This window comes from Mesorhizobium sp. M7A.F.Ca.US.005.03.1.1, assembly GCF_003997975.1.
In the GTDB taxonomy this organism is placed as follows: Bacteria; Pseudomonadota; Alphaproteobacteria; order Rhizobiales; family Rhizobiaceae; genus Mesorhizobium; species Mesorhizobium ciceri.
The window spans coordinates 53,244-75,613 of record NZ_RZRO01000008.1 but is presented as its reverse complement, the minus strand read 5'-3'; the positions used below and the strand labels follow the sequence as shown (position 1 = coordinate 75,613).

Genomic DNA, 22,370 nt, shown 5'->3' with positions numbered 1-22,370 from the left:
TGCCACCGAGGACATCGCCATGGTTGGTCAAGTCGCCGCCGGCGTTCAAAACAATGCCCGCACCACCACCACCGCCGAAATTGGCGCCAGGATTGCCACCGTTTCCGCCAGCAACGGTGGCCGAGCTTTCAACAGTGATGGCGCCGTTGTTCAGAAGCACCATGCCGGCGCCCCCGCCCCCGCCGCCGCCGCCGCCGGCAAACGGGCCATTGCCATTGCCATCGCCGCCATCGCCGCCATGAACATCAGCCGTCACGGAAATTGCCGGGTTCACCTCTTCATTACGCACGCCATCGCCACCAGCGCCGCCGCCGCCATAGCCTCCGTCCAAAAAGCCGCCGCCATAGCCTCCATTGCCACCATTGAGGGGCGCGGAAATGTCGCCAGCAATGATATTGCTGTAACCACCGCCGCCGCCGCCACCACCACCGCCACCGGAGCCGCCATTGTCACCATTTCCACCGTCTGGAATGGCCTGCGTGCCGGCCGCCCCACCGGTCCCTGCATCCGGACCGTTGCCCGCGACGCCGGCGTCACCTGCATCGCCACCATCGCCGCCGTTGCTGTCTACGTCACCATCACCGCCCCTGCCTCCGGTCGCACCATAAAGAGCCTGTGCATGCGCCGGCGCCGTCAGGATGACTGGCAGCAGCAACGACCCCGCGAGCGCCGTGGAGCACAAAAGTACAAGCGGGCGTATGAGCGAGCGACGATCGCGAATTGTCATGGAATTCCCCCCGTGTGCCGCAAGCAACGATTCCGCGGCCGGCCCGATCGCCGGGCGTCCCGCGAAAATCATCGCTTGCCGCTGCGTCGGGTCGCGTGCGTCCGCCACGCACATCGCCCCGACTGCTTCCTCACAATCCGCCCGGCGAAACCACCAAGACGATCGCGGCCGATGATAAAACGTCCTCTCCCGACAATTCCACCGATCAATTCTATTGAATTCTGACCAATTCTTGCACGGGCGGATCGCGCTTGCCTCCCCGCACAACTCCTGCGAGATTCAACATTTGGCGCATCGGGGGGTGCGGCAGGGGAACCCCGTGCGAATACTCGACCATGCTTGATCTGAAGACCGTTCTGGTTGTTACGTTTGCAACCGCAAGCCTGCAGGCCGTCACCTGGTTGTTTGTGTGGCTGGCGTGGCGCCGCCTCTATGAGTTGAAGTTTCTTGCGGCCGGCTTCGTCGCTATCGCGGCGGGGGTGCTGCTGATTCTCCTGCGTGGGGAGCAGCCGGCGGCCTGGGCCATCGTGCTCCACAACACGATCATCAAGCTAGGCCTGGTGTTGCTGGCCGAGGGTCTGGCGCGCTTTCTGGGACAGCCACGCTATACCTGGATCAGCATTTCACTGCTGATTTTCCAAATTGTCGCATGGAGTGCCGCCCTCGCGATGGATCCGGGCGACATTGCTATACGCATTCACGCATCGACCTTCTTTACGGTCGTGATGATGTCGGTGATGTGTCTTGGGCTGATGCGGGACCGGACGCAACCAACCCTCCTGCGCTGGATCACGATCGGTGTGCTTGCCGAGTATATCGCGGCTAGCGTTCTCCAGAGCATCATCGAATACCGGCTGCCGGTCGATTTTCAAGGCGCCTCGGTTCTGGCCGACCGCAACGCCTGGTATCTGCTGCAGGGCGCGCTGTTCCTGATCGCCTTTTTCGGCTGCCTGCTGTTCATGGTCAGTTCGCGGCTGTCCTCTGCGCTGCTGGAGAAAAATATCGCCCTGTCGCGGGAGGTACGGGAACGACGACGGCTGGAAAGCCGGTTGAACGCGAGCCTGGCGGCCGAACGTGTGCTTCGCGACGAGCAGGCGGACTTCATGCGCGTCGTCAGCCACGAGTTTCGCACCCCGCTCGCCATCATCCGCAACGCGGCCGACATGATCGGCCTTGTCGGCCACAAGTCGCCCGAAGCGACACGAGAACGGATTGCCGGTATTGGCGAGGCGCTCGATCGCCTGTTTTCCCTGATCGACCGCTTCATGGCCAATGATCGCGACAGCGGGTTTCAGCCGGAGATGATACGCGTCGGTTTGCTTATTGCCGATGTGCGGCTGCATTTCGGGATGACCGGGCGCGGCGAGCGCCTGATCTTTACGGCGGATGACGACGCCGTTTCGCTTGTCGCCGATCCCGAGATGCTGGCGACCGTCCTGATCAACCTCATCGACAATGCGCTCAAATATTCGTCGGAGGACCAGCCAGTGGATATCGATGTGCGCAGCGAAGGTCGAAGTGCGGTCATTCGGGTGCGTGACCGTGGCATCGGCATTCCACAGGCCGAGCTTCACAAGATCGGCAGGCGCTTTTTCCGGGCCTCCAATACGATGGCGGGAACCGGAACCGGTCTCGGCCTCTATTCTTCGCGCAAATTGCTGGCCTATCACGGCGGCAAGCTGCAGTTGCTCGCCAACGACGACCAGGGCATTACGTCCATCGTCAGCCTGCCTCTGGCAGGCGAGGCAACGGATCGACTTTCGCCCGAGGAACTGACCGCATGACGCATATTCTGATCGTCGAGGACGAGCCCCGGCTGCGCAAGGATCTGGCGGATTTCCTGGAACTGACGGGCTTCACGGCCGAAGGCGTCGCCACGGCAGGGGAATTGCGCCAGACGCTGGCCAACGGCAGCTCGCCCGCTGTCATCATCCTCGATGTCGGGCTGCCCGATGGGAACGGGTTCGATCTGGCAACCGAAATCCGCAAATCACATGCCTGCGGCATCATCATGCTGACGGCACTCGGTGACAGCGACGACCGTATCCGTGGCTTTGAGAGCGGCGCCGACATCTACCTGGTCAAGCACAGCACGCTGCGCGAGATCGACGCCGCAATTCGCAGCCTGCTGCGACGGACGGGAGCCCCGCCCGACTCTGCCAACGGCAGCAGCGATCGGTGGGTGCTGGACGGCACGAACTGGATGCTGATCGCGCCCAATCACCGTTCGCTTAAACTGACGGCGGCCGAGTTCGCCTTCATGAACGTGCTCTGCAACCGTAGCGGCGAAATCTGCCAGCGCGAGGATCTGGTGGAGCTTGTCGCCCGTCCCAGGTCGAACTTCGACAACAGGCATCTCGACGCAGTCGTCAGCCGGCTACGCCGCAAACTGGAGGAGCACATCAGCTTGCCCGCGCCGATCAAGGTCGTCTATGGCGTTGGCTACATCTTCACCGCAGCCGCCGCCGTGCAATGAACGTCTGCTCAACGGCTGCTTCCAGACCGAAGCATCGACTGGTCATGGCGCGGCAGGACCTCGATGTGCAGCCTGCAATGTCCGCTCTCAGGAAGCCACCATGCCCGCCCCTAAGACCGAGATTGCCGCCATTCGCAACCTGGTCAATGACGCTCACCGTTGGCCCATAGCGGAACACCCTCAGCTTACTCCTCGCCCTGCTTCTGCGCGATGATGTCGAGCCGCTCGCGGTCGGAGCGTTCGCGCTCGTCGCGGTTGCGCACGTCCTTGTAGGCACGCTCAACCATGTTGGTGCGGGCGGTCGCGGCGGCGATGAGGCCGGCTTCTTGCTTCGCGCTTGCCAGGTTCGCCTCCTGGCGCACGACCGCTTGGGCGATGCGGCGGTGGTAGAGATCGGGGAACAGGGCGGAAAGCGAATCGGGCTGGTCGAAATGGCCGACCAGTTCCCTGGCTTCAGCCTCGGCGGCACTGGCCGCGGCAAGGAAGGTGGCGTGGCGGGTTTCGTGCAGCGCCTTCAGCTGTTCCTGCACCTTGACCAGTTTCTTGAGGCGGTCCTTGCGCGTGCTCATGGTCATCTCGCCAGCGTCAGGTCGACGAAGCCGTCGACGAACAGCGACAGCATGGTGCCGACGGCGAAATAGAAGATGATCATGCCGCCGGCGATGATGAAGGGCTGGGAGATGAAATAGATCGGGATCTGCGGGGTCAGCTTGTTGACGAAGCCGATCGTCAGATTGACGAGAATGGCATAGGCGACGAACGGGCTGCCGAGGCGGATGACCAGGAAGAAGGTGTCCGACACCGTGTCGGTGACATCGACGAGGGCTGCCTGCGGGTTGAAGAAGATGTTGACCGGCGCGACCGTGTAGGAGGAAACCAGCGCGCGTATTATCTCGTGGTCGAAATCGAAGACGAACAGCATCAACAGCGCCGAGAACGAGATGATGGCGGCAAGGGCTGCCTGGGGTTCGGGCTCCTCGATCGCCGGTCCGCCGGTGCCGCCATAACCGACCAGCATGGCGATGGCCGAGCCCATGAAACGCAGGGCTTCCATGTAGAGCCTGGTCATGGCGCCGATCAGGCCGCCGACCAGAAGTTCCGAGATGATCATCGGCACAAGGATCTGCGGGCGCGGGTCGACGAAAGGAAAGATCTTGTCCCACAGGAAGGCGAGCAGGCCGCCGGTGGCGGCGACCGCCATGAACAACCTGACCTGGACCGGGACGCGGGCGCTGGACAGGCCCGGCATCAGCATGAAACAGGCGCCGATGCGGCAGAAGGCGAGGAACGCCGCGATGACGACGCCTTGCGACAGCACGCTCACGATATGGTTCCGAGCACCCTGATCTCGACGCCCTTGGCGATTTCGACATGGCTGAGCACCGGCAGAGTGGTGAACAGGCGCTCGATGATCATGCGCACATAGGGGCGGGCGTCGGGCGCGGTGACGAGGACGAAACGCTCTCCGGCTTCCAGATATTTCTTGATCGCCTTGGTGGCGTCCTGGCCGAACTCCTCGAGCTGACGCGGGTCGATGTCGAATTCGCGCACCTCGCCCTTGGCGTCGCGCTTGAGGCTCTGGTGGAAGGCGAGGTCCCAGCGGTTGCCGAGGCGCAGCACCTTCAGCACGCCGCCCTCGGAGAGGTCGCCGCAGATCTGCTGGGCCATGCGGATGCGGACATGTTCGACGATCTGCTCGGTGCGGCGCACATGCGGCGCGATCTCGGCGATCGCCTCGATGATCAGGTGCAGGTTGCGGATCGAGACGCGCTCGGCGAGCAGCAGCTTCAGCACCGCCTGCAGGCCGGGATAGGAGATGTGCGTGGTGCAGATCTCGTCGGCGAGCTTGCGGTATTCCTGGTCCTGGCGTTCGAGCAGCGCCTTCATGTCCTTGTAGGACAGAAGCTGCGGCAGGTTGTTGCGGATGACCTCGGAGAGGTGGGTGAGCAGCACCGACATGTTGTCGGCGAAGGTGTAGTTCTCGCGCTTCAGATCCTCGGCGAAGGCTTCGACGACGGAATAGGCGCGCATGCCGAAGGCCGGCTCGCGGATTTCCTCGCCCGGTATCTCGGGTATGTCGCGATTGCCGAGCAGAACCATGATCTCGCCGACGCGCATCTGGTATTCGGCCACCACGGTGCCGTGCACCTTGATCTGGTAGCTCTTCGGCGGGATGGCGAAATCGTCGGCGACGCGCACTTCCGGCACCACGAAGCCGTACTGGGTGGCAAATTTCTTGCGCATCTTGCCCATGCGGAAAACCAGTTCCTGATGCGACGTCAGCAGCCTTGTCGACAGCTGCTTGCCGATCAAGAGTTCGATCTCGGCGGTGGCGAGCGAAGCCTTGACCGAGTTCTTCTCTTCCTCGACCTTGGTCGCCTTTTCCTGGTCCTTGATCGCCTCGGCTTCGGCGAGGACACGGTTGGCGCGCATCGGGATGACGTAGCCGAGACCGGCCATGCCGGCGGCGAGCGCAAAGAACGGGAACAGCGGCAGGCCGGGCATCAAGCCGAGCAGGACCAGCAGCGATGCCGCGACATAGAGGGCGCGCGGGTGGGCGCCGAGCTGGCCGAACACCGCCTGGTTGGTCGAGCCGCGGGTGCCGCCCTTGGAGACGAGCAGGCCGGCGGCGAGCGACACGATCAGTGCCGGGATCTGGGTGACGAGGCCGTCGCCGACCGACAGCTTGATGAACACGTCGGCGGCTTCGCCCATGCCCATGCCGTGCCTGATGTAGCCGATGGCAATGCCGCCGACGATGTTGATGGCGGTGATGATGAGGCCGGCGATGGCGTCGCCGCGGACGAACTTCGAGGCGCCGTCCATCGAGCCGAAGAAAGAAGATTCTTCTTCCAGTTCACGGCGGCGCAGCTGCGCGGTCTTGTCGTCGATCATGCCGGCCGAGAGGTCGGCGTCAATCGACATCTGCTTGCCGGGGATGGCATCGAGGGTGAAGCGCGCGCCGACTTCGGCGATACGCGTGGCGCCCTTGGTGATGACGATGAAGTTCACCACGATCAGGATCATGAAGACGATGAGGCCGATGACGAAGTCGCTGGCCATCACCAGCTTGGAGAAGCCGGCGATGACGTAGCCGGCGGCATGCGTCCCTTCATTGCCATGCGACAGGATCATGCGCGTGGTGGCGATGTTGAGCGACAGCCGCAGCATGGTGGCGATGAGCAGCACGGTTGGAAAAGACGAAAAATCGAGCGGCCGCTGGATCCACAGCGCCACCATCAGGATCAGCACCGAAAGCGCGATCGAAAAGGCGAGGCCGACATCGATGAGAAAGGCCGGGATCGGCAGGAACAGCACGGCAAGTATGATGACGATGCCGATGGCGAAGAAGACGTCGCGGCCGTTCTTGGCGGCCGCGCCGGGCTGAATGCTTTCGCTGATCGCCATATCGTCCTCAAACCCCATAGACTGCCGAGCGCGCGACAGCCCTGTGAGGGTAGTCCGCCAAGCTTGCGCGAGGGTGGGAGACTGGCTAGTTCGAACGATCATGCGCAGGTCGCCGTGTCGGCTAGCCTCGCCAGGAAAGGGAAACCCATGCTTCTGATCATCGGCACCATCCGCTTGCCGCCAAACAAATTTGAGGAAGCCAAGCCCGCAATGGAACGCATGGTTTCAGGCAGCCGCGCCGAGGTCGGCTGCATCCAATATTCCTATGCGCAGGATGTTTTTGATGCCGGGCTCATCCGGGTCACGGAAGTCTGGAGCGACAGGGCAGCGCTCGACGCGCACTTCGCCTCGCCGCACATTGCGGACTGGCGTGCGAGCTGGCCGGCGCTGGGCATAGGCGAGCGCAACCTCGTACTCTATGAAGCCGGCGAGCCCATGCCGACCTGAACGGTCCATCGGCCCGATCGATATCGCGTCCACTTGTCGCCAATGTGGTGTCTGTCGGCATTGTGGTTGCCATGCCGTGCCGCCGGGCGTATCAGGCTGGCTTTCCACTGCCTTTCGATATCGGCGAGCCGCCCCGGTGCTTTCCAGAAACCACAGCGAAGTTTACGCCCGCCGGCTGCGCGCGGTGCTGATCAGGTCGTTGCCCCTGCTCGAGGCACGCGGCATCGTGGTGGTCATCCTCGCCGGTGTCGTAGGCGTCATGGCTGGCATATTGGTCACGGCGATGAGCCAGATCGTGCAGGACCTGCACGGGCTGCTGTTCGGCGTTCAGCCAGGCGGCCGGCTTTCCGGCATGTTCTCGCTCGCCAATCCGATGCAGGCGCTGATACCGGCGATCGGCGGCATACTGCTGGGGCTGACGGTGGTCTGGCTCCGGATACGGAAATTCCGCACACCGATCGACCCGATCGAAGCCAATGCGCTCTATGGCGGGCGCATGTCGCTGACCGACACCTTCATCATCGCCGGCCAGACGATGATCTCCAGCGGTTTTGGCGCCTCGGTCGGGCTGGAAGCCGGCTACACGCAGGTTGGCTCCGGGCTGGCATCGCGGCTGGCGGGCATCTTCAGGCTGCGCCGCAACGATGTCCGTATCCTGGTCGGCTGTGGTGCGGCCGGCGCCATCGCCGCTGCCTTCGATGCACCGCTGACCGGCGCCTTCTACGGCTTCGAATTGGTCATCGGCATCTACTCGGTCGCCAATGTCGCGCCTGTCATGACCGCCGCGATCTCAGCCTCGCTGACCGCTGAAATGTTCGGCGGGGTGCCTTTCCCGCTCGAGCTTTCGGGTCTGCCGGCGCTCACCGCCAGCCAGTATGTGCCGTTCCTGCTGCTCGGGCTGCTCGGCGGTGCCGCCTCGATCGCCATCATGCATCTGGTGACGCTGATCGAGCGCGGTTTCGCCAGGCTGTCGATCGATGCGTCGCTGCGCCCCGTCATTGGCGGCGTCATCGTTGGCTTGTTGGGGCTGATCACGCCGCAAGTGCTGTCCAGCGGCCATGGCGCGCTGCATCGCGAATTCTCGATGAATTACGGGCTGGCCGTGGTGGCCAGCGTCTTCGTGCTCAAGCTGGCGGCGTCGGCGGTCTCGCTGGGGTCGGGTTTTCGCGGCGGACTGTTCTTTGCCTCGCTGTTCCTCGGCGCGCTGCTCGGCAAGGCGTTCGCGGATGTGATGCTTGTTATTTCTCCGGCAACCGGCATCGACCCTGCCGTCGCCGCCGTCGTCGGCATGACGTCGCTCGCCGTCGGTGTCGTCGGCGGTCCGCTGACGATGACCTTCCTGGCGCTGGAATCGACCCGCGACCTGACGCTGACCGGCGTCGTGCTGGCCGCCTCGATCATGTCGGCCATCCTGGTGCGCGAAACCTTCGGCTACTCGTTCTCGACATGGCGCTTCCATCTGCGCGGCGAGACCATCCGCAGCGCCCACGATGTCGGCTGGATGCGCAGCCTCACAGTCGGCTCGATGATGCGCAAGGACATCAAGACCATCTATGCCTCGACGACGCTGGCAGCCTTCCGCAAGGAGGTGCCGCTCGGCTCTGCCCAGCGCGTCATCGCCGTCGATGCGGGCGACCACTATGTCGGCGTGCTGATCGTGGCCGAACTGCACAGCGATCCGTCCGATGGCGAGGTGCCGGTGCGCGATCTCGCCAAATACAAGGACGCGGTGTTGGTGCCGAGCATGAACGTGCAGGCCGCCGCGGAAACATTCCAGCGGGCGGGCGCCGAAGAACTCGCCGTGGTCGAGGATTTCACCGACCATATCGTGCTGGGCCTGTTGACCGAAGGCCATCTGATGCGACGCTATGCCGAGGAACTCGACAAGGCCCGCCGGGACCTGTCGGGCGAGGGCTAAGGGACACCCGGAGTCAGTGCTCAATAGGTCCCTTGGCCATCACGAGGGCCGTGCCGGCGGTCGTCGGGCGCTCGATCATGCGGCGTACGCGGGGCGGTTCGTCGCCGCTGTGCAGGGCCCGCACGCGTTCGCCGATGACGGCGTCGGCATGGGTGATGCGTCCATTGTGCCTGATATACTCGATCCAGGTCGGCGTGTGATAATGCTCGATCCATACGGTGGGATTCTCGAGATCGCGCGCCAGCGTCCAGTTGCGGGCGCCGTCACGGCGGCGGATGCGGCCGCGTTCGGCCATGATGGCGAGGAACTCCGGTTCGTCCTCGTGGCGGATCACATACTCGATCATGATGGCGATGGGACCACTGCGCGGCTTCAGGTCAAGCGCCAAATGCGGTTCCTTGAAGCGATTGAGCGGGTCGAGGTTGAGCACCTGCTGTTGCGGCAGCGGGAGCAAAAGACCGATGGCGCCGCCGGCCAGCATGGCGATGCTGGCGGCGATCAGCGCGGTTTCGGCGCCATGCGCGTCGGCGACGACGCCCCAGATCCAGCTGCCGAGCGCGATGCCGCCGAAGGTCGCGGTCTGGTAGACCGACAGCACCCGGCCGACCACCCAGCGCGGCGTCGCCATCTGCACCGTGACGTTGAAATGCGAAAGCGCGATCACCCAGCAGGCACCGCCGACAAGCAGGCCGAGCGACGTCTGCCAGGCATGCTGGCTGACGGCGGCATTGAAGGCGCAGACGGCGAAGCCGGCGAACGCACAGCGCACCATCGTCTCGCTGGAGAGCAACTGCCGCAGCCTGACGCTGATCAAGGCGCCGCCGACCGCGCCGATGCCGAAGGCGCCGAGCATGATGCCATAGGTAAGCGCATCGCCCTTGACGACGTCGCGCGCCACCAGAGGCAGCAACGCAAGCACAGCGCCTGCACTGAAGCCGAACGCAGCACCCCTGACCAGCACCTTGCCGATATTGGGCGACATGGCGACATAGCGCAGGCCGGCGCCCATGGCGGCCCCCAGCGACTCGCGCGGCAAGGTCGATACCGGCACGTTCGGCTTCCAGCGCGCCAGCACGACGATCAGGCCGATATAGCTCACCGCGTTCGCCGCGAAGGCGGCTGCCGCACCGGCGGCGGCGACGATGATGCCGCCGATCGCCGGACCGACGCTGCGCGTCAGGTTAAAGCCCATCGAATTGAGGGCGACGGCCGCCGGCACCTTGTTGCGGGGAACGATATCGCCGACGGAGGCTTGCCATGACGGGCTGTTGAGCGCGGTGCCGCTGTCGATCAGGAAGGTGAAGGCAAGCAGCGTCCATGGCGTGATCAGGCCCGAATAGGTGAACAGGGTCAGAAGCACCGACACCACCAGCATGAAGGTCTGGGCGACCAGCATCACCTTGCGCCGGTCGAAACTGTCGGCGATGGCGCCGGCGACCAACGCAAACAGCATGATCGGCAAGGTGGTCGAAGCCTGGACAAGGGCCACCTGATAGGGCGAGGTGGCGATCGTGGTCATCATCCAGGCGGCGCCGACACCCTGGATCAGGCCACCGAAATTCGAGACGAGACTTGCGCCCCACACGGCGCGGAAAATGCCGTGCCGGAAGGGCGCCAGCGCCGAGACGCTCTCGCTGTCCGGCTTTTCGTCAATCATTTGGAATTCCTGCCATGTCGTGCCTGCCCGTCAGACAATCCGTTTGCGCAGACCGTTTGCCGAAAGTAGGGCATGGCGCCGCAAAGGGCAAAAAAGCTCATGGTCCAACAATGGGATAGAGGCGGTCCAGGCCTTGTCTGCCGTGCGTGCGGAGGCGCCAAGGGGATCGGCGGCGTCTGTCTTCGGACAATTACGACGGCATGCCGCGGCACGCCTTCCCAAAACAGGTTAGAACCCGTTCTGGATGCGCTCGAAGATGACGTTGGTGAAGGCCGATATCTGGCTGCCGATGAAGGGGCCGGTCAGCGCCACCACCAGCATGATGGCGACGATCTTCGGCACGAAGGTCAAGGTGATTTCCTGCACCTGGGTCAGCGCCTGGATGAGGGCGATGCCGATGCCGACCACCATGGCGACCAGCACCACCGGAGCGGACGCGACGAGCACCGTCCATACCGCGTACTGGACGATGTCGAGAGCGTCGGCCTCATTCATGGGACTGGCTCTCTGTCGAAAGCGTCAGCTTGCCGCCTTGACCGAAACTCCCGGACCGACCGCGACTTCGGTGCCGTTCTGCAGCACGGCGATGAGACCGTTGCTGGCGAGGCGCACCGAAGCCACGGTGCCCGTCGTTAGGCCGTCGGCGGAGGTTATCGAGCGTCCGATCAGTGCGTCGGCCTGCGACAGCGCCGAGGACTGCATGATCTGGTTGAGCTTGGTGTTGGTCTGCACCGATTGCTCGACCTGCGAGAAGGTGGCGAGCTGGGCGACATACTGCGTCGAATCCATCGGCTTGGTCGGATCCTGGTTCTTCATCTCGGCGATCAGAAGCTTCAGGAAGGACTGGTAGTCGACCGCTGTCTTCGAGGTGGACGCGGTGGCCTGATTGGCGCCGGTCGGAATCGTCGTCGTCATGTCCACGTTCATCAGTATCGTGCTCCCACAGCCAACGGGCGCTCGGCACCCGAAATATCGTCATTGCCACCCAGCGCGCGGCGTTCGAGCGGATAAAGTGCGCGGATCGCCTTCAGCGCTTCGTAGATATGGTCCTCGCCGACCATGCGGTCGATCTGTTTCAGCGCGCTGCAGATCTGGCCGTCCTCGAAGCTTGCCAGAAGCAGCGGCAGCGAACGACGGAACATCTCGCGTGCGGCGGCGGCGCCGGCCGGGTTCATCAGCATGACCTGCAGGATGAAATAAAGCTGCTTGAGCGGTGTCGAGGCATCTTCGGCCTGGATCACGTGGTTTTCGAGCAGGAACTGGACGTCGTTCATCAATTCGACGGTGACCTTGCGGTCGACCCGGATGACGGCGCCGTTGATATAGATCTTTTCGTTCGGCTTCAGCGATATCTTCAGCGTGTTGGTCATTGAATGCCGTCCCTGATGATCTGGGACACCTCGATCAGCCCTTCGAAATTGTTGGTGCGGCCCTGACGGATGTCCTCCGCCTCGCGCAGCAGCCACAGGCCGATGGAAATGAGGTTGGCGCGCAGTTCCTTTGGCAGGGCGTTGTCGCTGGAGCCAAGATCCTCGACGAAGGCGGTCCAGACGCGGTTGGTGAAGTGAAGCGCCTCTATCGCCTCCATCGAACCGTGGCCGGCCACTGCTGCTGCCGCCAGCATGTCGATCGAGCGGGTCAGAAGCTCGCGCTCGCGGTCCTTCGCGTCGGCAACGGAGTTGCTCTGGATGTCGGCGTAGGAGAATTGGTACATCGTTGGGGCTCTACCGTTCCGTTAAGCGTTGTCAGGTCAGGTAATTCAACAGGCTGAGCTGCTGCAGGCGTGCGGTCAACGCGAAAGACGTTTCGATGTGCTGTGTCAGGTCCGCGACCCGTGTCGCGGCTTCGGCCGGATCGACGGCTTCCAGGTCGAGAATGTGCCGTTCGAAAAGGTCGACCTGCGTTTTCATCCGATCGTTGGCATCGGAAACCCGCTTCTGGACGATGCCGGTCTCGGATTGAAGCTGGCCAATGCCGCTCAGCGCTTCGCCAACCAATGTGGTGGAGCGGCTGACAACCGTATTCTTCGCCGCCTGGCTGACGTTGCTGGACATCAGGCTGCTGACCATGGCTGCCGCCATTGCGAGCTTCTGGATGCCGGCGCTGTTGGCGCTGGTCGACGTCGGTGTGGTTTCGTTGAGTGCGATGCGGCTGACGATCTGCTGGTCGGTGGCGTTCGACCAGTTGCCCTGCCAACCAGCGCCCGTGAACTGCGGGGCGACATCATTGGTGATGAAATCGTCCATCTGGGCAGCCGTGATGTCGGCCGCGAGCGGATCATCCTGGGTGAAGCCGAAATTGGCGACGAAAGCGGCGTCGAATGCCGCCTTGGCGGGGGAGCCGGCAGCTGTGAAGTCGTTGATTGGCTTGACGTCGGTGTTGGTGCCGGCGAACAGGTATTCGCCATTGACGCTGGTGTTGAGGATCGAGGTCAGCTGCTGGATGGTCGCCTTGCCGGAGGATTGGGTGAGGCTGTTGGACGAGTCGCTTGAGGAGGCGGTGGTCAGGGCGGACAGGAACGTCTGAGCGGCGGTCGAGAGTTGACCAAGCGAGGTCTGCGTCGAGGAGAGCCGGGCGCCGACCAGGCCGTTGGAATCGATGATGACGTTGAGCCGGTCAAGATCGCGCTGGAAAGTGACGGCCTGGGTGGTGCGCCCGCCGAGAGCCAGGCCGACGTCGGCGACCCTGCCCGTCGAGGATTCTTTCGTGGCTTTGACGAGTTCGGCCTGCATGCGCATCTGCTGGGAGCGCATGGCATTGGAGATTGCGGCCGAGGAGACTGAAGTCATGGAATTATCCCACCGCGTTGAGCAAGGCCGTCATCATGTCGTCGACGGTTTTCATCATCCGGGCCGACGCCTGGTAGGTGTGTTCGAGGTCGAGCAGCAGCGACATTTCCTGGTCGACATTGACCCCGGTCGCGTTGGACAGCGCCTCGGCGCTGCGCGACGCCAGCGCTTCCTTGGCGTCGGAGGCGGTCGAAGCCTGCTGGCGCACGCCCTCGAACCAGCCGATCGAACTGGCGGCGTAATCGGACACGCTGGACGTTGCCGAAACCCCGGCGGCGGGGTCGAAAATCATCGGCTGGTCGAGCCGGTCGCCATAGGCAACCAGAAGGGTGGAATAGGACGCGCCACCGCCCGTGTTGGCGACGTAGGCCGCACCGTTGGCACCGCCGTCGCGCAGCAGCATCGGGTTGCCGCCGGTGCCCGGGTCCATCGCTGCATTGACGCTGATGGACGCGGCAAGGCCGTTGACCAGCGTGCCGGCCGCCGGCACGGCCGGCGCACCAGACCAGGTGAACAGGCCGGCGGCGTTGGCCATCGAGGGTGCGGTCTCGGCAAAGGCTGTGATCAGGCCACGCGCGGTCTCGTCGAGCTGGCTCTGCATGGTCGAGGCGACGCCGTCGCGCAATTGCAGCAGGCCGGCAAGCGTGCCGCTGGCGCTGGTGTTGCCACCGGCTCCCGCCGAGATCGGCACATTGTCGATGTAGACGGCATTGCCGGCGGCACCCGCGGTATAGCCTGCCGACGCCGCGAAGGTGACCGTGCGCGGTATCGTCTCGAACAAGGTCGTGCCGTCGCCGGTGGTGATGACCATGTCATTGTCGCCTCGCGTGAAGGTCGACACCGGGACATAGTTCGAAATCTTCTTCAAAAGCGCATCGCGCTGGTCGAGCGCATCGGAAACGTCGGTGCCGGAACGGGTTCCGGACATGACGGCCGTGTTGGCATCCTGGAATTGGCCGAGCAGCGAGTTCAGGTCGTCGACGGCGGTGGCAATCTGACCGTCGGTCTGGGTGCGGAAATCCTGGACTGCCTTGGAGCCCTCATTGAGCGAGCGCACGACCTGTTTGGCGGCGTCGATGACGGAGGCGCCGAGGTTCTGATTCGACGGCGAGGTGGCGTAGAGCTGCAGCGCCTGCTGCAGGTTGGCGATCGCAGTCGAGGGCGAGGACGCATTGTCGACGCCATTGACCGCAACACCCAACTGATCCATGCCGTTGTAGAGAGCGTTCTGGCCGCTCCAGGCCGATAGCGCGGCGAGATTCTGGCGAAACAGAAGCTCGTTGGCTGCGCGCTGGATATCGACCGAGCGCGCACCCGGCGCCGTGCTGGTGACGACGGCCTGGCGCCGCGAATAGTCCGGGTTGGAGGCGTCGGCGACATTGCGCGAGACAACGCTGGTCTGTCGCGCGGTGTTCATAAGCGCCGACTGGGCGATACTCAATGCGGTAGACAGTGACATGCGGGTCTTTCGCGGGCGACGCCCGTCTTATCTCTTCAGGTTGACAAGGACGTCCATCAGATCGGAACCGGTCTGGAAGACTTTCGAATTGGCGGTGTAGCTGCGCTGCGCCGCGATCATGTTGGTCAGTTCTTCGGCGATATCGACGTTGGAATTCTCGAGCGCGCCGGAGATGATGGAGCCGAGCTTGCCTTCATTGGCAAAGCCGACACGAACCGCGCCGGACTCGGTGCCTTGCGAATAGACGTTGCCAGGCAGCGCCTTGAGCTGGTCCGGGCTCTGTACGTCGGCGAGCGGGATCTTGTAGAGCGGCTTGGTCGAGCCGTCCTTGTACTGAGCGTAGATGGTGCCGTCCTTGCTGATCTGGACCTTGTCGATGGTGCTCGGTGCGTTGCCGTTGACCTGGGCGTCGGAAACCGTGAAGCCGGTGCCAAGCTGGGTCAGCGCCGACAGATCGAGATTGAGGGTGGCGCCGTTCGGCACAGTAAATGAAACGTTGGTGGGCGTGCCGGTGAGCTTGCCGGTGGTGGTGTCGAAGGTCAGGTTGGCCGAGCCCAGCAAGCCGCCGGCGGTGTAGGGGAACGATGTTCCAGCGGTGGCCTTCGACTGATCGAAGACCGCCACCTGCCAGGTGCCGGCGCCGGTGTTGGTGAAATAGACGTCGAGCAGCTTCTTGTTGCCGAGATTGTCGTAGGCGACCATGGAGGATTTCGACGTGTATTGCGCGGTCGCAGCGTTGGCGGCGGGCAGATTGGCGGTCGCGACCGGGGTCGCACCCGCCGGCAGGTTGCCGGCAAAGCTGCCCTCGGTGCTCGGCGTTGCGGTCATGCCCTGGTCGGAGATGACAACCGGGACCAATCCCTCGAAGCCGTTGACCGTCGCTGCCGGTACGCCGTTCTCGTAACTGTAGGCCATCAGCTGGAAACCGGCCGAGTTGACAAGCCTGCCCTGACCGTCGGGAACGAAAGCGCCGGCTCGGGTCAGATAGGGGGTACCGCTCGGATCCTGAACGACAAAGAAGCCATCGCCGCTGACGGCAAGGTCGGAAACCGAGGTCGTGTACTGAAGCACGCCCGGATCGCTGACCGCCTGACGGATCGTCGTGGTGACGCCGCCGGAATTGTAGGCGCCACCGGTCGACGGCATGACCAGCGTCGAAAATTCGGCGGAGGACCGCTTGTAACCCGTGGTATCTGAATTGGCGATGTTGTCGGCGACCGTCGACAGGCGGTTTGCCTGCGCGTTCATGCCGGAAACGCCGGTCCGCATCATTCCATAGAGGCTCATCGAAACGTCTCCGCTGTGTCCATGCTGCTGGCTGCGAGGCTACGCATGTTTTCTTGCGCGAGGCTGGCGCGGCGCTGCATCAGAAGACGAGCCGGTAGCCGAGGAAACGCTTGGAATCGATCGGGTCGGTGCCCAGCTTCTCGCGCAGCTTCTTGCGCAGTTTGCTGATGTGGCTCTCCACCACGTTCTCCTCGACCTCTTCGTCGAAGATGCCGTAGATGGCGTTGAAGACCTGGGTCTTGGTGACCCGGCGCCCGCGATTGCTCGCCAGATATTCGAGGATGCGGCGCTCGCGGCGCGGCAGGGGGAGGGGCTGACCGTCGATCTCGGGGTCGCGGCCGTCCATGAAGATGCGCATGGCGCCGATCTCGGTGTAGGCGACGTCTTCCTGGGCGCGGCGGCGGATCGCGGTGATGCGGGCCAGGATCTCACGGATATGGACGGGCTTGCGAATGACGTCATCGACGCCGCTCTCGAACAACCGCAGCGTGTTCTCCAGCGAATGCTGTTCGCTCAGCGCAATCACCGGGGCGCCGGTGCGGTCGCGGATCTGGCGCGGAGAGATGGAACCTTCGCGGCAATCGCCGATGAGGAAGGCCCTGACCGAGCGCAGATCGGTGTCGGCGGCCGAATTCACCCACTCACCGAATTCGCCGGATGCAAAGCCTGCACAGGCGATGCCCTCACGATCGAAAAGTGAATTGTATCCCTCTGTTACGAGCTCGCGCTCGTCAACGATCACAATCATCGGCCCCGCCTTCCGAATCAAATCATTTGCCCCGTGAAGAGAGGCCTATCCGCTGGCGAGAATCCTGAACAACCGTCATTTCTTATAGCTAGTTTCTTGGGAGTCTGGAATCGTATCGGTTGCATTAGCGTGCAGCCAGATACGCATTCGGCGCCAAGTCTTGGCCAGGCCAGAACAACAATTCGGGGTTGTGTGGCAGGTCTATTAGTAATGGGAAATGCGCTTATGGGTTGCAGAATCCGCGGGCGTTCGCGGTCCATTTTCCAAAGCCGGTGGCGACCATGTTGGCAATGACACGGCAGACATAGATCTTCTGCGCCGGGTCATTGTCGGGGCCGGCATGATAGCGGGCCACGGCCATCGACCAGGTCTCGTGACGGGCATGAAGGCTGGCCAGGAAGCGCGCCGCATAGTCGACGTTCTGACGTGGGTCGAGCATGTCCTCGACGCTGCGAAAATGCGATGCGTGGTAGTGGTGGTTGATCTGCATGCAGCCCAGATCGATCAGGGTCTTGCCCTCGCGCCGGGCATTGGCGAAGGCGGCAAGGGCCTCGGTCCGGCTCCTGGGAAAGACTGCTTTTCCCTCTATATTCAAAGCGTTGGGTTGAAGGCTGCCCTTGTTGCCGGTCTCCGTCAGGCCAACGGCATAAAGGATGCCGGCGGGAACGCCATAGCGGTCGGCGGCGCGCAGGATTTCCGGCTCGCAAGGGTTGGTCGTGGCTGCGGCAGCTGTTACCGCGCTAGATAAAGATATCGCCGCCAGCGCGCTCGCGAGAAGGCGAAGTGCCGCGGCCGTAGTCCTGCGCGTCATCGTTGCGGTTCCCTGAGGATTGCTGACCCGGTTGCTGGCCGCCGGCTCCACCATTGCCGCCGCCCGAATTCCCCGGTTGAAAGGATGCTGGATCGCGGCCTGTTGCGGCCGCCAAGGGAGCGGTTGCATCCGTCCGGGTTGTAGCGGGAACTGCTACCGAAGGTTGCATTATCGTGACCTTGTCAACCTCGAAGCCGAGCCCTCGCAGCGACTTGACGATGGCCTCGCTGTCGGCCGACAGCCGACGATAGGCATCGTGTGTTTCAGGCTTCAGCTCAATCGAAAGTTGTTCCCCGGAGAGGCGAAGATTGGCCGTCACCATGCCGAGTTCGGCAGGGTGAAGTTCGATCTTCAACACATGTGTCGGAACGGCAACAGAGCTGGCCAGATGGGTGGTCGTGGGTGAGGCTGAAAGCGCCTTTTGCGGCCCGGCGTCGGCGGCTATGGCGTTGATCACATTGAGGGCCGCCTGGCTGATGGGACCCTGCGGCGGCGCGGGGAAGCTCCGTTCCGACACCACGTCGATGCGCGCGGCGGACAGGGACTGTTTTCCGGCTTCGGGACGCATCGAGGACCGCACATCCTCGATGCTCCTCATCGCATTCGTGGTGGGCTTCGACGGCACGCCGGGCACATCGGCAGCCGGCGCGTCCGACAGCTTCTGGGCCGCCGCTGTGACGTCGCGTTTTGGCGCGCTGGAGGCAGCGCTCGGCGACTGACCGTCAAGCGCCGTCAAAGGTCCGTCGACGGTCGACGCCTGCTCCGGCTTCGACACGGTTTCGAGTGCTTCGCGTCCGCCCGACGATTTTGAGCGGTAGGTCTTTGGCAGTGCAGCCTGTCCGCCGAGCGCCGGGTCCGACGGATTCTCGCCGGTGGCCGCATTGCCCCCCGCTGCCTTGGCCGCTGTCGAGAAATGCCGCAGGTCATGAAACGCGATCAGCAGCGGCAGGTCGTCCTGAAGCGGCGCGGTATCCGACGCCGTCTGTTCGGCGTCGGCCTTGTGCGCCTTTGCTTCCAATTCGTCCTTGCCGGTTTTCACGCTTGCGCCTTTGGCCGAGGTGGTCCTTCCGGGCTCGGCCGATGCCGGTTCGGCCTTGGCGCCATGCCCGGCGAGGCCGGCAGCGAGCTTGCTCCAGCGCCGGTCGCGCGATCCCGCCTCTGTCGACGCCTGCCGTTCCGGGCGGGCATCGTCGCGCAGCATTTTGCCGAAGCCGGCGTCATCGTTTCTGCCGTTCGCGGCCGGCTGCTCCGACGTCGCGCGCGTGGAGGCAAATCCTGGCAAGGCCGAGCCGAGGCTGGTGGTCATTTAGGGGCGGCTCCAAGCATCTGGTCGATCAGGTCGAGCTGTCGACGTGTTCTGGTCATGGCGGCGTCGGTCGGATCGGCGGGTTCTGGACCGGCGGCGGGTGAAGGTGCCGACGCCGGCACGACGGTCGCAGGCTCGGCGGATGTGGCTGCAACTGCCGCCGTGTCCGGCGCATTGGCGGCCGATCCGCCGGAGGCCGCGGTGGCGGCGGGTTGCTCCGAGATGGCGCCTTCGACCGGTGGCAAGCCACTGTCATCGGCGTTTTGCGGCGTGGCGATCTCGGGAGCCGGAGGTTGCTCGGCCGCGACAGGGGCAGGCTTTTCCGCCGGAAGGGCGGTGGGCGGCGCGACGACCTCGCCGGCAATGGCCTGAGCGGCGTCGAGCAAGGCGCGGTCGCCCTCCGACAGCCGGCTGCGATCGATCTTGCCGAGCTTGGCACGAATGTCCTCGATTGTGCCCGAGGTGACGGTGGAAAGGCTGGCATAGAGCAGGGCGCGTGGATCGTCCTGATTGGTGTTGCCGTCACGGCCCTGCTCGGCCCGCGCCGAAGCGAAGGCCGAAAGGTCGTTCAGGCCGTCTATCGCGGCACGGCGGGCGATGCGCAGATAGATCACCTTCTCGCGCTCGGGATCCATCATCGAGGTGATGTCGCCCAGCTTGTCCTGGCTGATCGACATGTGCAGCGCGATGACGCCGGAGACAAAGGAGTCCGCGAACTGGCTGGCATAGGGCGAATAGAGGTAGCGCTCGACATACTGGGTGGAAGCAAGGGCGAAACGTGCCGCGTCGCCTTGCGCGACTGCAAGGCCGACCGAACGGCGAAGTGCCGCTTCCTCGACCAGCGTGCCGGGGCTGAGCAATCTTGCCTCGTCGAGCAGACCGAGTGCGGTCGCCGGTTGATCGCCGGCAAGCAGCGAGCCTTTGACCAAAGCGAGGAAGGCGCCGAGATCCGGAGGCAGCGCCATGGGATCGATCGGCCTCAAGGCTTCGATAGCCTTGCCGGGCCTGCCGTTGAGGTACTCAATCACGCCTTTTGCGATGGCAAGGCTTTGCGGGTCCGCCGTAGCGCGCGACGTGGCCGCTTCGACGGTCACCGGGTTGCCGCCGCTCATGCCGTAGACAAGCAGGGCCCGAAAATTCTTGGGATCCTTGTAGTCCTCGGCATTCGCCGCGCGCAGGCGCGCATCCGTCATCTCGAGCAGCTTGGCCTGCATCGGCAGGGCGGCATGATCGCCGGCGGCTATGCGGTCCTGGATGAGCTGCAGCGAGCGCACCAGCTGATACGGCTGCAGGGCCTCCTGGGCGAAACCAGTGGACGGGTGTCCGCCGGCCAGCAGCAACAGGCCAATCAACCGGCGGGTGACGGCCGCTCGCTTCATCCGCCGGTCGCCATCAGGATCTCGATGCGGCGGTTCGCGGCCGCCAATGGATCGGCTGCTATTTTCGGCTGGCGGTCCGCGAAACCGGCGACCTCGGTGATGCGGCGTTCGTCGACGCCGCCGCGCACGAGCATGTAGTACGCGGAATGCGCGCGCGCCGTCGACAGCCGCCAATTGTCGTAGCTGTCGCTGCGGAACGGCCGGGCATCGGTGTGGCCGTTGATGCTGATGGTGCCCTTCTGGCTGTTGACGATGCGGCCGATCTTCTCCATTGCCAGCACCAGTTCGCGTCTCGGCAACGCCGAGCCGACCTCGAACATGCCGAAGTCGAGCTGATCGGTGATCGAGATGACGACGCCCTTGTCGGTGGCTTCGACCGAGACGCCGTCGTGCAGCTTGTCGCCAGGCTTGAAAGCATCGGCCAACTGCCGCTTGACGTCGGCCGCTGCCTTCACGGCAGCAGCGGTTGGCGGCTTCTCCCCGATGTCGGGCTGGACGGCCTTTTGCGCCTCAGGCTTAGCCTTCGCTACCGCGGCCTTGGTGCCGTCCGGTTTGGTCTCGCCGGCCAATGCCGTGGCAGGGTTCGCGGCCTGTTTACTGGTCGCGTCCTTTGCCAGTGGCTCGAGCGGTGCCGCGACAGGCGGCACGGCTTTGACTTTGAGCACCTGCGTTTCGGCGGTCTTGTCGCCGGGCTTGGCCGGATCGCCCTCGATCTTGGTGCGCTGGGCGCTGGCCTCGGCGCCGGGCGCGGCGACCTGCTGCGACCAGAAATCCGGCTCGAAAGGATCGCGGTAGGAGGCGCCACCGGAGGCGCCGGTAGCCGGGCCGGCAGCCTGCACGCCGCCATCGCCTTTCTGGCTGACATTCTGCATGACGCCGGTATCTGTGGCGATTTCCGAAAGCACCGCGTAGGGGTCGGCGAAGAGATGGTCGTCGGAGTGTTCCGCCTGCTGTGGCTCCTGCTTGTCCTGCTTGCGCTCCGACGCGCCCGCGCCGGCATTGCCGTTCTGTCCGGCTTTGCTGGTCGCCTCTTGCGGATCGTCGGCCGTCAGTCCCATGGCGCGCGGGCCGTCGCCGAGATCCTCCAGGCCCTTGCGGCTCGAATTGCGGTCGACCAGCTTGACCGGGTTGAAGTAGCTGGCCACGGCTGCCTTGGTCTGCTCGTTGGCGGCGTTGATCAGCCACATGACCAGGAAGAAGCACATCATGGCCGTCATGAAGTCGGCGAAGGCGATCTTCCAGACGCCGCCATGGTGGGCCTCGTCATGGTCGTCATGACTGCGCCGCACGATGATGATCTCGTGGCGGCCCTGATCGGCGTTGGCGACGCTCATGCCAGGACCTCCGAGAGGGTCGTCGACCATTCGGCCATGCGCGTTTCGAACACCGCCTCGTCGATAGCCACGGTCAGGTCGAAGCCTGGGGCCTCGACAAAATCGAGATTGGCGGCGCGGGGTCCGAGCGATGCCTTCAGTGTTTCGAACATCGAGAGCGGGCCGCGCACGACGATGCGCACAGCCTCGGCGTCGCCAACCGCTTCGCGGACGGCGTCTGCCAACGCATCGATCGAACGTTTCTGCAGATCGTCGCTGACGATGCCGCCGATGATGCGGGCGACCGTGCCGGCGACAAGTCCGGTCACGCGCGCCTCCATCGCATCAATGTGCAACGAGACCGCCTTGCCGACATCGTCGCCAAGGCTTTCGAGAAATATCCTTGTTTCCTCAGCACTGGCCTGGCGTTCGGCTTCGAGCGCGGCGTCATGCGCAGCCGCCAGGCGGCCCTCCAGCGCTGCCTCCGCCTGGGCAACCGCCTCGGCGATCAGCGTGCCGATATCGGCTTGCGGCGCCGGCGTCTCGGGCTTGTGTTCGGGATCGACTGCTGCCCGGGGCTGGCCGGCACGCTGCGCGCGCGTGCCGAAATCAGGCAGAAGGTCGAAGAGGGCTACGGAAGGCATG

22 protein-coding genes are annotated in these 22,370 nt (G+C 64.1%); 5 read left to right on the top strand and 17 right to left on the bottom strand.

All coding sequences use genetic code 11. The features are described from left to right. The first annotated feature begins 19 nt into the window (after positions 1 to 19). The 3 genes from EN990_RS35420 to EN990_RS06125 all read left to right on the top strand — a co-directional run bounded on the left by EN990_RS35420 (position 20) and on the right by EN990_RS06125 (position 3,203). Positions 20 to 952: a hypothetical protein gene (locus EN990_RS35420; protein ID WP_164766086.1), complete on the top strand. Its 933-nt coding sequence runs from the start codon at positions 20 to 22 to the stop codon at positions 950 to 952. A gap of 110 nt (positions 953 to 1,062) precedes the next feature. Continuing rightward, positions 1,063 to 2,511: a HAMP domain-containing sensor histidine kinase gene (locus EN990_RS06130; RefSeq protein WP_013529765.1), complete on the top strand. Its 1,449-nt coding sequence runs from the start codon at positions 1,063 to 1,065 to the stop codon at positions 2,509 to 2,511. Continuing rightward, positions 2,508 to 3,203 carry a response regulator transcription factor gene (locus tag EN990_RS06125; RefSeq protein ID WP_013529766.1) on the top strand — a complete coding sequence of 232 codons (696 nt, stop codon included), beginning with the start codon at positions 2,508 to 2,510 and terminating at the stop codon, positions 3,201 to 3,203. Before EN990_RS06130 ends, EN990_RS06125 begins: the two co-directional genes overlap by 4 nt. 185 nt (positions 3,204 to 3,388) lie before the next feature. On the opposite strand, the gene EN990_RS06120 is transcribed toward EN990_RS06125, so the two are convergent. The 3 genes from EN990_RS06120 to flhA are packed head-to-tail and all read right to left on the bottom strand — an operon-like array spanning position 3,389 to position 6,611. Beyond that, complete coding sequence (locus EN990_RS06120) at positions 3,389 to 3,772, bottom strand: hypothetical protein (RefSeq protein WP_013529767.1); 384 nt, start codon at positions 3,770 to 3,772, stop codon at positions 3,389 to 3,391. A 2-nt stretch (positions 3,773 to 3,774) separates the two neighbouring features. Further along, entirely contained in the window at positions 3,775 to 4,527 is a 753-nt protein-coding gene (gene fliR / locus EN990_RS06115) for a flagellar biosynthetic protein FliR (protein ID WP_127385489.1), read from the bottom strand. Beyond that, a complete protein-coding gene (gene flhA / locus EN990_RS06110; protein ID WP_063168929.1) occupies positions 4,524 to 6,611 on the bottom strand; it encodes a flagellar biosynthesis protein FlhA in 2,088 nt (695 codons plus the stop codon). Before flhA ends, fliR begins: the two co-directional genes overlap by 4 nt. A gap of 147 nt (positions 6,612 to 6,758) precedes the next feature. Between flhA and EN990_RS06105 the strand changes: the two genes are divergently transcribed. Continuing rightward, on the top strand, positions 6,759 to 7,058 hold the full coding sequence (locus tag EN990_RS06105) for a putative quinol monooxygenase (protein ID WP_063168928.1): 300 nt from the start codon (positions 6,759 to 6,761) through the stop codon (positions 7,056 to 7,058). 136 nt (positions 7,059 to 7,194) lie between these two features. Beyond that, on the top strand, positions 7,195 to 8,976 hold the full coding sequence (locus EN990_RS06100) for a chloride channel protein (RefSeq protein ID WP_063168927.1): 1,782 nt from the start codon (positions 7,195 to 7,197) through the stop codon (positions 8,974 to 8,976). 13 nt (positions 8,977 to 8,989) lie between these two features. Here the strand turns inward: EN990_RS06100 and EN990_RS06095 are convergent, their stop codons facing one another. The 14 genes from EN990_RS06095 to EN990_RS06030 form a co-directional block, all read right to left on the bottom strand. Further along, positions 8,990 to 10,633 carry an MFS transporter gene (locus EN990_RS06095; protein WP_063168926.1) on the bottom strand — a complete coding sequence of 548 codons (1,644 nt, stop codon included), beginning with the start codon at positions 10,631 to 10,633 and terminating at the stop codon, positions 8,990 to 8,992. A gap of 228 nt (positions 10,634 to 10,861) precedes the next feature. Then, complete coding sequence (gene fliQ / locus EN990_RS06090; RefSeq protein ID WP_013529773.1) at positions 10,862 to 11,128, bottom strand: flagellar biosynthesis protein FliQ; 267 nt, start codon at positions 11,126 to 11,128, stop codon at positions 10,862 to 10,864. A 24-nt stretch (positions 11,129 to 11,152) separates the two neighbouring features. Continuing rightward, positions 11,153 to 11,560 carry a flagellar hook assembly protein FlgD gene (gene flgD, locus EN990_RS06085; RefSeq protein ID WP_013529774.1) on the bottom strand — a complete coding sequence of 136 codons (408 nt, stop codon included), beginning with the start codon at positions 11,558 to 11,560 and terminating at the stop codon, positions 11,153 to 11,155. Beyond that, complete coding sequence (flbT, locus tag EN990_RS06080; protein ID WP_064995636.1) at positions 11,560 to 12,003, bottom strand: flagellar biosynthesis repressor FlbT; 444 nt, start codon at positions 12,001 to 12,003, stop codon at positions 11,560 to 11,562. Before flbT ends, flgD begins: the two co-directional genes overlap by 1 nt. Next, on the bottom strand, positions 12,000 to 12,347 hold the full coding sequence (gene flaF, locus EN990_RS06075) for a flagellar biosynthesis regulator FlaF (protein ID WP_013529776.1): 348 nt from the start codon (positions 12,345 to 12,347) through the stop codon (positions 12,000 to 12,002). The genes flbT and flaF overlap by 4 nt, the downstream gene beginning before the upstream one ends. 31 nt (positions 12,348 to 12,378) lie before the next feature. After that, positions 12,379 to 13,422: a flagellar hook-associated family protein gene (locus EN990_RS06070; RefSeq protein ID WP_127369442.1), complete on the bottom strand. Its 1,044-nt coding sequence runs from the start codon at positions 13,420 to 13,422 to the stop codon at positions 12,379 to 12,381. Between the two features lie 4 nt (positions 13,423 to 13,426). Continuing rightward, complete coding sequence (gene flgK / locus EN990_RS06065; RefSeq protein WP_127369441.1) at positions 13,427 to 14,881, bottom strand: flagellar hook-associated protein FlgK; 1,455 nt, start codon at positions 14,879 to 14,881, stop codon at positions 13,427 to 13,429. Positions 14,882 to 14,908: 27 nt separating this feature from the next. Next, positions 14,909 to 16,168 (bottom strand): flagellar hook protein FlgE, encoded by a 1,260-nt coding sequence (locus EN990_RS06060; RefSeq protein ID WP_013529779.1) that lies wholly within the window; start codon positions 16,166 to 16,168, stop codon positions 14,909 to 14,911. Positions 16,169 to 16,247: 79 nt separating this feature from the next. Then, on the bottom strand, positions 16,248 to 16,916 hold the full coding sequence (locus EN990_RS06055; protein WP_013529780.1) for a response regulator transcription factor: 669 nt from the start codon (positions 16,914 to 16,916) through the stop codon (positions 16,248 to 16,250). 223 nt (positions 16,917 to 17,139) lie between these two features. Further along, entirely contained in the window at positions 17,140 to 17,727 is a 588-nt protein-coding gene (locus tag EN990_RS06050) for a transglycosylase SLT domain-containing protein (protein ID WP_164753690.1), read from the bottom strand. Continuing rightward, positions 17,657 to 19,033: a flagellar hook-length control protein FliK gene (locus tag EN990_RS06045; protein ID WP_127385035.1), complete on the bottom strand. Its 1,377-nt coding sequence runs from the start codon at positions 19,031 to 19,033 to the stop codon at positions 17,657 to 17,659. The genes EN990_RS06050 and EN990_RS06045 overlap by 71 nt, the downstream gene beginning before the upstream one ends. Further along, the gene (locus EN990_RS06040; protein WP_063173017.1) at positions 19,030 to 20,412 is read right to left on the bottom strand and encodes a hypothetical protein; all 1,383 of its coding nucleotides are present in this window, start codon (positions 20,410 to 20,412) and stop codon (positions 19,030 to 19,032) included. The genes EN990_RS06045 and EN990_RS06040 overlap by 4 nt, the downstream gene beginning before the upstream one ends. Continuing rightward, entirely contained in the window at positions 20,409 to 21,746 is a 1,338-nt protein-coding gene (locus tag EN990_RS06035; protein WP_127385034.1) for a MotB family protein, read from the bottom strand. The genes EN990_RS06040 and EN990_RS06035 overlap by 4 nt, the downstream gene beginning before the upstream one ends. Beyond that, on the bottom strand, positions 21,743 to 22,369 hold the full coding sequence (locus tag EN990_RS06030; RefSeq protein ID WP_127385033.1) for a hypothetical protein: 627 nt from the start codon (positions 22,367 to 22,369) through the stop codon (positions 21,743 to 21,745). The genes EN990_RS06035 and EN990_RS06030 overlap by 4 nt, the downstream gene beginning before the upstream one ends. Position 22,370 lies beyond the last annotated feature (1 nt).

Bases quoted from the DNA above. Each gene is read 5' to 3' on its own strand.
- EN990_RS06120 (WP_013529767.1), bottom strand. From the start codon at position 3,772: ATGAGCACGCGCAAGGACCGCCTCAAGAAACTGGTCAAGGTGCAGGAA.
- EN990_RS06045 (WP_127385035.1), bottom strand. From the start codon at position 19,033: ATGACCACCAGCCTCGGCTCGGCCTTGCCAGGATTTGCCTCCACGCGC.
- EN990_RS06130 (WP_013529765.1), top strand. From the start codon at position 1,063: ATGCTTGATCTGAAGACCGTTCTGGTTGTTACGTTTGCAACCGCAAGC.
- EN990_RS35420 (WP_164766086.1), top strand. From the start codon at position 20: ATGGTTGGTCAAGTCGCCGCCGGCGTTCAAAACAATGCCCGCACCACC.
- EN990_RS06040 (WP_063173017.1), bottom strand. From the start codon at position 20,412: ATGAAGCGAGCGGCCGTCACCCGCCGGTTGATTGGCCTGTTGCTGCTG.
- EN990_RS06070 (WP_127369442.1), bottom strand. From the start codon at position 13,422: ATGACTTCAGTCTCCTCGGCCGCAATCTCCAATGCCATGCGCTCCCAG.
- EN990_RS06030 (WP_127385033.1), bottom strand. From the start codon at position 22,369: ATGCCTTCCGTAGCCCTCTTCGACCTTCTGCCTGATTTCGGCACGCGC.
- EN990_RS06125 (WP_013529766.1), top strand. From the start codon at position 2,508: ATGACGCATATTCTGATCGTCGAGGACGAGCCCCGGCTGCGCAAGGAT.
- EN990_RS06050 (WP_164753690.1), bottom strand. From the start codon at position 17,727: ATGACGCGCAGGACTACGGCCGCGGCACTTCGCCTTCTCGCGAGCGCG.
- flgD (WP_013529774.1), bottom strand. From the start codon at position 11,560: ATGAACGTGGACATGACGACGACGATTCCGACCGGCGCCAATCAGGCC.
- EN990_RS06105 (WP_063168928.1), top strand. From the start codon at position 6,759: ATGCTTCTGATCATCGGCACCATCCGCTTGCCGCCAAACAAATTTGAG.
- EN990_RS06060 (WP_013529779.1), bottom strand. From the start codon at position 16,168: ATGAGCCTCTATGGAATGATGCGGACCGGCGTTTCCGGCATGAACGCG.
- flbT (WP_064995636.1), bottom strand. From the start codon at position 12,003: ATGACCAACACGCTGAAGATATCGCTGAAGCCGAACGAAAAGATCTAT.
- EN990_RS06055 (WP_013529780.1), bottom strand. From the start codon at position 16,916: ATGATTGTGATCGTTGACGAGCGCGAGCTCGTAACAGAGGGATACAAT.
- flaF (WP_013529776.1), bottom strand. From the start codon at position 12,347: ATGTACCAATTCTCCTACGCCGACATCCAGAGCAACTCCGTTGCCGAC.
- EN990_RS06035 (WP_127385034.1), bottom strand. From the start codon at position 21,746: ATGAGCGTCGCCAACGCCGATCAGGGCCGCCACGAGATCATCATCGTG.
- EN990_RS06095 (WP_063168926.1), bottom strand. From the start codon at position 10,633: ATGATTGACGAAAAGCCGGACAGCGAGAGCGTCTCGGCGCTGGCGCCC.
- flgK (WP_127369441.1), bottom strand. From the start codon at position 14,881: ATGTCACTGTCTACCGCATTGAGTATCGCCCAGTCGGCGCTTATGAAC.
- flhA (WP_063168929.1), bottom strand. From the start codon at position 6,611: ATGGCGATCAGCGAAAGCATTCAGCCCGGCGCGGCCGCCAAGAACGGC.
- fliQ (WP_013529773.1), bottom strand. From the start codon at position 11,128: ATGAATGAGGCCGACGCTCTCGACATCGTCCAGTACGCGGTATGGACG.